This is a genomic window from Streptomyces sp. NPDC001153 (assembly GCF_053598315.1).
This window is the reverse complement of sequence record NZ_JBSFJZ010000056.1, coordinates 44,583-54,188: the sequence shown is the minus strand read 5'-3', so window position 1 is coordinate 54,188 and position 9,606 is coordinate 44,583. Positions and strand designations below refer to the sequence as shown.

The following is a 9,606-nucleotide window of genomic DNA, read 5'->3' as shown; positions in this document are numbered from 1 at the left end:
CAGATCAACCACCGCGGGCCGGCAGATTCCGCCCCGCCGCCACACCATCAGGCGACAGCAGATCCACTCAAAGACTCACGAACCGCCCACTAAGACCGTGTCCTGTGTGGTGAGGCGGACGTTGACCCGGTATGGCGGCGTCGCCCTGCTCCACGGCGAGCGGCCCGTACGACGCTCTTGGACCCGTGGGCCGCTTCACCATCGCCCGCCGGCGCAACGATCGCTGATCGCACGGGCCTCGGTGGAGCCTGGCACCGCCTCAATGCAAGGGATGCGGCGACAAGACCGTCAGCCAGAGCAGGGCGATGGTCCCGGCGCCCATCAGCGGCGTCAGTATCTCGGTCTCCAGCTTGTTGCCACTGCTCTTGATCAACACGATTTCGTAACGGGTCTTCAGCGGCCACAGCCAAGGAGCGCCCTGCTTGGTGATGGAGTCACCGAGCAGGTGGGCCAGGCAGCCCAGACCGACCGCGTAAGGCAGCCAACCCGGCGCGGAGGGGATGAACTTGGCGATCGCGGCGGTGCCCAGTGCTGCCATCGCCACGATGGTGCCCCAGGCATGGAAACCGTGGCCGGGTGGGCAGAGATTGAGCGCGCGTACCGCCATCGCCAGCAGGAAGAAACACATCCCTAGTGTGAACGGCCTGCCCAGGTAGGCGATTCCGGCCCAGGTGCCCACTGTCATGAGGGCAATGAAGAACAGGGAGTGCGTGGCATGGCGGTGACCACCGGAGACCCAGGCAACGAACCGGCACAGCAGCCGGGAGGCCGGACCGAGGAAGTTCGCGATCGTTCCGTCATGGTGGTCGAGGTCGGGCAGCAGTGCGGCACCCGCGCACAGCACCGTGCCCATCAGGATCTCCTGGGGCTGCAGATGCGTGTGCAACAGTGCGGGTGGAAGGTATACAGAGGTGCCGGCGAACAGCAGCGCGCCGCTCACGGCATGCGAATGTCCCATCATGATGAGGTGGTTCTCCCCCGATCAGGCGCCGTCCCAACGGCGCGTCGAATGTCCCAGCATCACAGCTGTACTGCGTCCGAGACGCACATATGTCAACGGGCTACGTGCGTCGAAAAGGTGCGTGCGTCAGAGATTGCCGAGCTGTTCGCTCCTGCGGTCCTCGATGATGTGGTCCACACACACCGCGAGGACGATCAGCAGCAGCCAGTCGGGTTCGTACATCACGTCGACCGCGTAGGCGTCGCGGATGCTGAACCAGCGGCGCGAGATGTGCGCCAGAGTGGTGCCGTTGTCCGCGATTCCGAACTCGCGGTCCCAGAGGTCGCCGGCTATGCGCAGCCGGCGCCCGTCCCGCAGGGTCACCTTGAAACGGTCACCGAAGAGGCGAAACCTCCGCTTGCTGATGCGGCCGACGGTCTCGCCGTTCTGCTTGATCAGGATCGTGTGATGAAGAGTCAGGGCCTTCTTCACGATGCTCGCGACCTGGTCGCCCCGGGTGTCCACGAAGTGAAACGTCGTACGCAGCCGCATCAGTTTGCGGTCGACCCTGAACAGCTTCTGCCGATCCTCCGTCTCGACCCAGGCCTCCTCGTGGAACGCCAGCATGCGATCGCGTACCAGGTAACGCATGGGAAACCCCGTCCAGATCCGGAGATGGGAAGAAACAGCTGTCCGCGATAATAGTTGCGCCTTTACGCAAGGCAGCAACCGCATCCACATCCGAAACGGGGAGTTGCACATGACCACCACGAACCGCCACAACTCGAAGGGCCGCTTGGCGGCGCTGCTCCTGACGCTGCTCCTCGGACTGGGCCTGTCGGTGACATCGGCGGCCGCCGCGACCGACGCGCAGCAGCGGACGGCAACGGCCGTCATCACCGCACGCACCGGGCCCGCGTCTCCGGACACCGCCTCCGACGTCAGCCTCCGCCACCGCACATCCCGGCATCACGCCGCATCGGCTCGACTCCACACCACGAGGGCCAAGAAGAAGAGCGGCTTCTTCAAGAAGCTCGGCATCTTCCTCCTTGTCCTCGTCGTCCTCGTCGTCCTCTTCATCGCCCTGCTGGTCTGGTTCGTGGTCCGGCTCGTCCGCCGGGCCTTCGGCCACGGTCGCCGGCACTGAGCCGTCCGCGCCGTCACCGGCGCGGACCGGCTGCTCACACCGGGGTCCTCGCCGCTGGTGTCCGCGATGACTGGCCGGATCTGGGCGGGGAGTCCGTCCAAGCGGTCAGGACCGGCCGCGGCGGCCACGGCAGGGGCTGTCTCGGCCAACCAGATGCGAAACCGCTCGGCGGCTTCGTGGCAGGGGACTTGCGCCAGGACACGGTGCTCGCCGGAGGGGCAGAAGTCGACGGCGACCGTGAGCAGGCAGGAGCGGGGCGCGTTCTGACTGCCCGCCCAGGACACACGCAGGACACCGCAGGGCTTGCGCCCGCGGCGGGGCGCGGTGGGTCGGGCGCAGCGATCGGCAGGCTATGTGGGCGGTCCATGCGGCGAGGTGCGGCAGGGGCAGGGTGGCGCGTGCGCGGCAGCCGGGGCAGCGGTGCCAGTGGCGAAGCCAATCGTCGGTGTCGGTGTCGAAGAGGCGTGCGTAGCGGTTCGCCACGCGGATGTCGTTGCTGTACAGGTGGTCGGGGCGTTCCTGTGTGTTGCAGGACTGACCGCCGCTCGCCCTGACCGTCGCCACCACATGGCTGCCAAGCGGGACGTACCCCGCCCGGGCACGGGCAGGAGAGCAGGTGAATGCCCCAGAAGCCGTCGGCACAGCACTATCGGCCGTCAAATCGACCCACAGAGCGTCCGCAGCACCCAGGGCGGGCGATCAGGCCGTCCGTGCGACCGGGCATGACACGCTCCGACATACCGACAGGCCAACGATCTGCAACTCGCCAACGGGTCTCCACGCGCCCCGGTCAGCCGGGCCGCCGCCCGCAACTCCTTGATCCTGAGCGTCGGGCCTGGGTCTCCCTGGAGTGCGGACTCACCGGTCCGGCTCTCGCCGACGGTTCGAACGTTTGGTACCAATTAGTTACTAAACAGACACAGGAGGTAGATATGTCCATGCTGCTCATCACCGGCTCGTACCGGATCATCGGCGACCGGCCCGACGGCGACACGGTCCACTTCACCCCGCGCGACCCGGGGTTCTGGTGCGAGGTCCCCGGCCAGCACCGGGTCAAGCGGGACGAGAACGGCGGCGCCTCGCTCCGGCTGGACGGGATCGACGCCACCGAAACCCACTACAAGGGGGTCGGGCCCGATTTCGTCCACCAGCCGCTGCGCCTGGGCGCGCACGCCGCCCGAGACGAGCTGCTGAGCTGGCTGGGCTTCGACGACGTCGAGCAGGACACCGAAGAGAAGGTCGAGGCTTCGACCCCAGAGACCGTGCCCGGCTACATCCTCACCTCCGGCGCCGACGTCTACGGCCGCTGCGTCGCGTTGATCGGCCGCGGCGACCCGCCGGAGACCGGCAACCCTCCGAAGCCCGCGAAGAGCGGCGAACGGGTCGACGTCACCGTGGACATGCTGCACCGGACCGCCAATCACCACCTGCTGTCCCGAGGCCTGGTGTACCCCACCTTCTACAGCGGCCTCCCCCGGGAGCTGCGGGCGAACATGACCACGACCACGCAGGAGGCCAGGGCGGCCCAGGTGCCGGGCGGTGTCTGGTCGTACGACGTGACGACCAGCGGCGCGAAGATCGACAGTCTTGCCTCGCTCACCGACGAATTGGTGATCGTGCCCAAGCTGTTCCGCCGCCTCGCCGACTACATCCGGCTCTTCGGCCCGTCTCTCGCCTGTCTCCCCGCCTATCTGGCCGGCGGCGCCGACGAGTTCTACGTCCCCGGACAACGCGACAGCATCGTCGGCCTCCAGCACGTGGTCGAGGTCACCAACGGCAACACGTTCCGGATGACCCGACCGATCGAAGACCTCGTGTTCGTCGAGAAGTAGACCGGAGAACGAGCCGCACCCGACCCCCACCCACACGTGGCATCGCCCAGATCGGCTCCGCCCTCGTGCCCGATTCCCACCAGGTGGCCCCTGGCGATCGCCGGCGACGGGCGGGAGGTCGTCCTTGCGCGGCAACAGGCTCTGACTGCGGCGGGGAACCTGGTCGTGGGCCGACCGCAACCGGACCGGCGCTACACCTTCCAGGCCGTCACGAGCCTGGTGGTCGGCGACGAGTCCGACAGCTACCTGGGCGAAGTACTCACGGACAGCCCGCACCCTCTGAGCGCGTTCCAGGTCAACATCGGGTCGGCGTCGCTGCGCGGCCCCGCGCTCATGTTCGCCGCTGCAGCGGCCTCCAGTTCTGATGAGCACGCGTGGGGCCGCGACCAGGCGACCGAGTTGCCAGGCAGCCGCGACGAGCACGATGTCCACGAGGCGGCCGCTGCGCTGTGCAGGCTCCCGAACGACATCGCCGGCATCGTCGACCCCGGGCTGCTCGCCACCCACCACCACTTCGGCGTCCGCCAGGCCGGTGCCGTCCTGTGCATGCGGTTCCCCGCCCGCCATCACAAGACCGCCCTGCACCTCGCCCGCGACCCCGACTTCCGCGTGCGGCGGGCCCTGGCCGATGCCGCCGCGAACGCGGCCGTGGAAGGCCCGGAAATCGACGCGATTCGCCAGATCCTGCGCGGCGACCCGCGTCACGGCATCCAGTCCCGCGCGGGAGCGCGTCGGACGACTTCTGACCGGGCCGGCGCCCCCGGCCGGACACCGGCCTGATCCGGCAGCGGGGCGGACCCCGCTCTTCAGCCTGACGACCCCCTTCGTCACACTGACGCCGTGCCTCGAATAGCCACCGCCACCTCGTCCCGGCAGGTACGTCGCCTCACCACGATGGCGTTTTTCGGTCCGCCGTTGATCATCGGGCTGTCGTTGCTGGCCGCCAATCCGGACTGGAGCGGGCTCGGACTGGTGCTCGGGACCTTCGCGCTGATCGCGACTCTCTCGCTGATGGTCATCGCAGCGCCGAACGGGTGGTTGATCGTCGGCGGGGTGATCGTGGGGATCGCCGCGCTGTCCGGGCCAGGGCCGGTGCTGCAGGCGGAGGTGATGGCGCACCAAGGGCAGCGGGTGGAGGTGCGGGTCACCTCGGTGAAGACGTACCAGGGCAAGCACGGGCCGGAGTACACCTGCCTTCTGGGACGGGTGGACGGCAAGCCGCTCAAGCACGCCGAGCTGGGCAACGACTCCTGCGACGGGCCGATGGAAGTCGGGCAGACCGAGGAGGTGCTCGTCGACCCGCACGGCTGGACGGCGCCGGAACTGGCCGAGACGGACTACAGCGGGATCGACATCGCCGCGTGGGCCCTGCCGGTGGTACTGGTGCTCTTCGAGCTGCTGGTCTGGCTGTCCCGGCAGGTCGGGCTGCGCCGGTTCGAGGGCCGCTGATGGCGCCCGGGTCCCGGAAGAACGGGGCCTGGCCCCCGCACGTGGTGCGGCGGCTCGCCCGCATGGCCGCGCTCGTCCCTCTGCTGATGGTGTGCATCGGCGTGCTCGGCACCAGCCCGGACTGGTTTCCGGCGGCGCTGATCCTCGGAGTGCTGACCGTGGCCCTCGCGATCGCGGTGCTGACGGCGACCGCGACCACTTACTTCTTCTTCCACTCCTTGACCGTCAGCCCGCCGGGGACCTTCAGCTCGAAGGCGCCGCCGATCGCGGTGTCGAGGGCGGTGGCCGGATCGTTGCCGCTACCGAAGGCGCTGACCGCGAGCAGCTCCTTGAGTTGCGCGCCGGTGCCGCGGAACGCCTTGGCCGTCTTCATCGTCTCTCGGGCCGCGTCGGCGTCCATGGACTTGTTCATCTTCTCCAGCAGGTCCGGGGAGATCCAGCAGTCCGAGATCTCGTCGAGGTCCCACTCCGCGTACCAGTGCGTGTTGTTGAGCCAGTTGCGCTGGGGCACCTTGCCGTCCACGGCCACCAGGTAGAACGTGAACTTGATGTTGCCGAGCGAGCGCCAGTCGGCGACATTCGTGTGCTCGCTCGCCCGGCCGGCGGCCGCGTTCTCGTACGTCGACGCGATCTCCGTGAAACTCGGCGGGTTCTCCGGATCACGGCCCGTGTAGTGACGGATCGTCCACCGCTTGGCCAGCAGCTCTCCGGCCTGCCTCCTGCGGACCGGGGCAATCCGCTGCTGCGAGGCCTGCTTGATGCTGTCGAGGATGTCGAACTCGCTCTGCCCCTCACCGGGCCGGAACTGCTGGGAGGTCATGTACTGCATCAACTGCCAGGCGTCGTCGTCCGAATGGCCCGACTTCTTCAGGGCGGCGAGGATCTCGTCCGGCGTCTTGGCGTTGCGCAGGTCGTCGTCCTCGGTCCGCTGGACGGGCGAGGCCGCGTGGGTCCGGTGGCTGCCGGTGGGGTGGCCGCTCGTGTGCTCCTCGGCCGTCCGCTGCACCGGCGCGCCGCCGCTCATCACCCTGCGCGCGTTGGCGACCGCGCGGCGCTCTCCCGCGTCGGCGGGATCCGAGACGCGCAGGCCCGAGCCGTTGTCCGTACCGGGAACCGGGCCGGCCTGCTGGTCCAGGTAGTGGGTCAGCTCGTGCGCCCAGTCCTCCTTCGTCATCCGGCCGCCGTCGACCACATGCGCTCCCGAGGTGTACGCCTTGGCCTGGATCTCCACCGCCGAGCGGCGGGCGACCTCGTCCGAGTGGACGCGCACACCGCTGAAGTCGGCGCCCCCGAACCGGGCCTCCATCTCGTCACGCAGCCCGGCGTCCATGGGCCTGCCGGGAGAGCGCAGCACATCGTGCACCAGGGAGCGACGCTGCACCTGCCCGTCCCGCTCCCGTGCGACGGCCCGCGTCACCGCCTCGTTGCCCACCGCTCGCTGCAGCGCCTCCAGCCCGGCGGGCGCCGGGCCGGCCGGCCGACGCGGCGCGGACCGCGTGTCGCTCTGCTCGTTCTCCTTGTCGTGCGCGCGCACGGGCGCTCCCCTCGAAGCCGGACACACCTCAACACCACAGCCTGCCCGGCCCCGCCGAGCCGCGGAATGAACGCGAGGGCAGCCTTGCGGGCAAGGGGATTGCCGTCGGACGGGTACCGAAGAAGCCGGGTGTGCTGCCGGCCGCCGAGCGGGCAACCGAACTCGCCGGTCCCCGACGGCATTGCACTCGACGCGCTCGGGGCCCTGCGGTGGGTCGGGTTACCCCGCCCGGGCAGCCCCGCCCGGTACGACGAGCCGACCGCGTTTCGGTCGCGGCCCACAAAGTGGTGGAGCGATGCGGAGTGGGCGAGTTCGCAGGTCACGCCTGCGCTGGGGTCGCCGTTCCGGCGGAGCGCCGCTTCCGCCGCTGCGAGCGGCGCGGAAGTGGCCGGCGAACTCCTGACGGCGTCCACCACGGAGCCGGTCGCTGGGGCGCAACGGTCCAGATTCCTACACCACTTCGCGGGACGCGACCCGCGCTTCTGCGCGGCAGCGGCAGGACCTGGGTCCGCAGGCGCCCGAGGGACAGGCGCTCATCACGGACGTGAAGCCGGCGACGGTCGCGTCCGGGCGGGCCATCACGCTCGCTCCGCCGGGCCGGCAGCAGCCGCTGCAGGCCCGCGTGACCTGGCCACCCGTGGTCGGGCACCCTCTCTTGCGGTGCATCCCGGGCGGTGCGGCCCGCCGATTCCCGCCGCCGTCTGCGGCGGCTCATCGCAGCGCTCGACCGGACGGCGACCGGGTGACCGGCGGACCGGGCACCTTCGCGGGCCGCGTATCGGCACTCCGCCGGCAAGGGACGCGGGGGCCGGTGCCCCTCCGCGACAGGGCGCCGCGGCCAGGGGCCCGGGCACGTGCGGCGCCTTCGCCCCCCCCTGTCGGGCCGGTCGGACGGCAGTGCGGCCGCCGTCGACGCGCAGAACCACTCCCTGCACGAAGCCACCGTGTCGCCCGCCGGACAGGCGATCATCTCGACGATCTCCCGGGCCTCGGCGGACCGTCCGGCGGGGGCCTGCGCCGCGAGGGCATCGAGGTCCTCGCCCATGCCGGCCGTGCCCTCCGTGCGGGTGGCTCCGTACTCCACGGCGTTGATCCGCACCGCGTGCGGGCCGGACTCGACGCACGCCGACGTGGCGCGCCGCCTTGACCCCCACTCAGGATGCCTTCGCACCTGCAAGGCATGGCGTCAGGTGCCTGAACCGGCCAATCGCTGAGAGCAGTTGCACTCGCCCAAGCCCAGCGGAAGCCCGCCGGAGGCCCACGTTTCCGGGCTTCCGGCATTCTGCGAAATGCGTCGGAAACCATCCCGCGCTCTGCCGGTTTTCGGACGGAGTGGGATTCTCCTCTTCCGATCGTGCCCTACGGGGCGAACGATGTCCGGGGGAACGATGTCACCGGGTGACGTCGCTGAGTACGCCACTGACGTTCAGGACCTCATGACACTGCTGTGCCTGCTGGCCGGTTGCCGGAGTACCGGGCTTCGCACATGTCACCTTCACAGCGACCTTGGCGTCCTCAGGGATCTTGATGGGGGTGACCCAGTGGTAGTCCTGATTGCGGAAGGTCTCCAGAGCGATCGTGGTGATCTTCCGGTCGCCGAAGGTGATGGTCATGACGCCTTCGTCGCCCTGGAAGTTGGCGACCACGATGTCCGTGATCCCGAACACCTTGCCCTTGGGCACCACATAGGTACCGGTCTTGTCCTGCCCGCCGGACGTCTGTACGTCGATCGTGGCCGAACTCTGCTGACCGGTGCCGCCATCACCACCGTCTCCGCCCGTGCCGCCACCGCCGCCACCGCCGCCGTTGCCCGACGTCGAGCCCTTGCCGCCCTGGGTACCCGTACCCGCCTTGTCCCCGGAACCGGACCCGGGAGACTGCCCGTTCTGGCCGCCGGGCGTGGGCCGCGGCTGGACCACCTCGTTGGCGGCCTGCTTCGCGGCGCTGCGCACCGCCGGACGGACGAGCGCGAACCATGCGAGCAGCAGCGCGATCAGGGCCGCGAGCACCGCGAGCAGCCACTTGGGGAAGACCGGGATCTGAACGAACTCGGCTTCCAGCGGCGGCCGAACGAGAGCACCGGGCCGTTCGGCGCGCTCAGCGGCCGCGGTGTCCGTCGCACGTACGGTGAACGGCCAGACCACGGGCTTGCCGAACCAGACCGGCTTGCCGGTGCGCACCCGCAGCCGGGTCTCCACCGACTCGCCCGGCTCCAGCGGCAGTGCGGCGGCGGTGAACGCGAACCGCAGCTCCTCCCCCGGCTGTTCCGGTGTCAGGGCGATCCGGGCCGGGGCGTTGCCCTCGTTGCGCACCGCCAGCCGATAGCGGCCGCGGAGCCAGCCACGCCGGCGGCGCGGCAGGATCTCGGTGCGCAGCTCGTGGAACTCCTCCACGTGCACCGTCGTTTCGGGCACAGTGACGGCCTCGGGGTGCTCCGCCGGCAGCACGCGTACGGCCAGCGGCACATCGCCCGCGCGGACCTCGGGCGAGCGGGGCGGGTCCAGCCGGATGGTCACCGTCTCGGAGGTGCCGGGATACAGCGAGACCCGCTCGGGTTCCACGGTGGCCCAGGCCGCACAGTCACCGACGACCTCCAATGTGTACGCCTCGACGATGTCACTGTCGTTGCGTACGGTCAGCCGAGTCGAGGCGGTACCGCCCGGGGTCACTGTCACGTCGGGCATGTCGAGCCCGGGCAGTCCAG

General features: G+C 69.8%; 8 protein-coding genes. 4 read left to right on the top strand and 4 right to left on the bottom strand.

The annotated features are described in order from the left end of the window. Positions 1-259 precede the first annotated feature (259 nt). Together ACWDEN_RS41590 and ACWDEN_RS41585 are read right to left on the bottom strand one after the other, a co-directional pair. Positions 260-958, bottom strand: coding sequence for a metal-dependent hydrolase (locus ACWDEN_RS41590; protein WP_450863136.1), 699 nt, complete (start codon positions 956-958; stop codon positions 260-262). A gap of 129 nt (positions 959-1,087) precedes the next feature. Next, the gene (locus tag ACWDEN_RS41585; RefSeq protein WP_351608997.1) at positions 1,088-1,591 is read right to left on the bottom strand and encodes an LURP-one-related/scramblase family protein; all 504 of its coding nucleotides are present in this window, start codon (positions 1,589-1,591) and stop codon (positions 1,088-1,090) included. 109 nt (positions 1,592-1,700) lie between these two features. On the opposite strand from ACWDEN_RS41585, the gene ACWDEN_RS41580 reads away from it, so the two are divergent. The 4 genes from ACWDEN_RS41580 (at position 1,701) to ACWDEN_RS41565 (ending at position 5,368) form a co-directional block, all read left to right on the top strand. Continuing rightward, positions 1,701-2,087 carry a hypothetical protein gene (locus tag ACWDEN_RS41580; RefSeq protein WP_450863133.1) on the top strand — a complete coding sequence of 129 codons (387 nt, stop codon included), beginning with the start codon at positions 1,701-1,703 and terminating at the stop codon, positions 2,085-2,087. A 932-nt stretch (positions 2,088-3,019) separates the two neighbouring features. After that, positions 3,020-3,919, top strand: coding sequence for a nuclease (locus ACWDEN_RS41575; RefSeq protein ID WP_450863131.1), 900 nt, complete (start codon positions 3,020-3,022; stop codon positions 3,917-3,919). 165 nt (positions 3,920-4,084) lie between these two features. Next, positions 4,085-4,699: a hypothetical protein gene (locus ACWDEN_RS41570; protein ID WP_450863129.1), complete on the top strand. Its 615-nt coding sequence runs from the start codon at positions 4,085-4,087 to the stop codon at positions 4,697-4,699. A 60-nt stretch (positions 4,700-4,759) separates the two neighbouring features. Then, positions 4,760-5,368: a hypothetical protein gene (locus tag ACWDEN_RS41565; protein WP_450863127.1), complete on the top strand. Its 609-nt coding sequence runs from the start codon at positions 4,760-4,762 to the stop codon at positions 5,366-5,368. A gap of 199 nt (positions 5,369-5,567) precedes the next feature. Here the strand turns inward: ACWDEN_RS41565 and ACWDEN_RS41560 are convergent, their stop codons facing one another. Both ACWDEN_RS41560 and ACWDEN_RS41555 read right to left on the bottom strand, forming a co-directional pair. Continuing rightward, the gene (locus ACWDEN_RS41560) at positions 5,568-6,902 is read right to left on the bottom strand and encodes an eCIS core domain-containing protein (protein ID WP_351608986.1); all 1,335 of its coding nucleotides are present in this window, start codon (positions 6,900-6,902) and stop codon (positions 5,568-5,570) included. A 1,391-nt stretch (positions 6,903-8,293) separates the two neighbouring features. Next, positions 8,294-9,586, bottom strand: coding sequence for a COG1470 family protein (locus tag ACWDEN_RS41555; RefSeq protein WP_351609127.1), 1,293 nt, complete (start codon positions 9,584-9,586; stop codon positions 8,294-8,296). Positions 9,587-9,606 lie beyond the last annotated feature (20 nt).

Bases quoted from the DNA above. Each gene is read 5' to 3' on its own strand.
- ACWDEN_RS41590 (WP_450863136.1), bottom strand. From the start codon at position 958: ATGGGACATTCGCATGCCGTGAGCGGCGCGCTGCTGTTCGCCGGCACC.
- ACWDEN_RS41585 (WP_351608997.1), bottom strand. From the start codon at position 1,591: ATGCGTTACCTGGTACGCGATCGCATGCTGGCGTTCCACGAGGAGGCC.
- ACWDEN_RS41580 (WP_450863133.1), top strand. From the start codon at position 1,701: ATGACCACCACGAACCGCCACAACTCGAAGGGCCGCTTGGCGGCGCTG.
- ACWDEN_RS41575 (WP_450863131.1), top strand. From the start codon at position 3,020: ATGTCCATGCTGCTCATCACCGGCTCGTACCGGATCATCGGCGACCGG.
- ACWDEN_RS41555 (WP_351609127.1), bottom strand. From the start codon at position 9,586: ATGCCCGACGTGACAGTGACCCCGGGCGGTACCGCCTCGACTCGGCTG.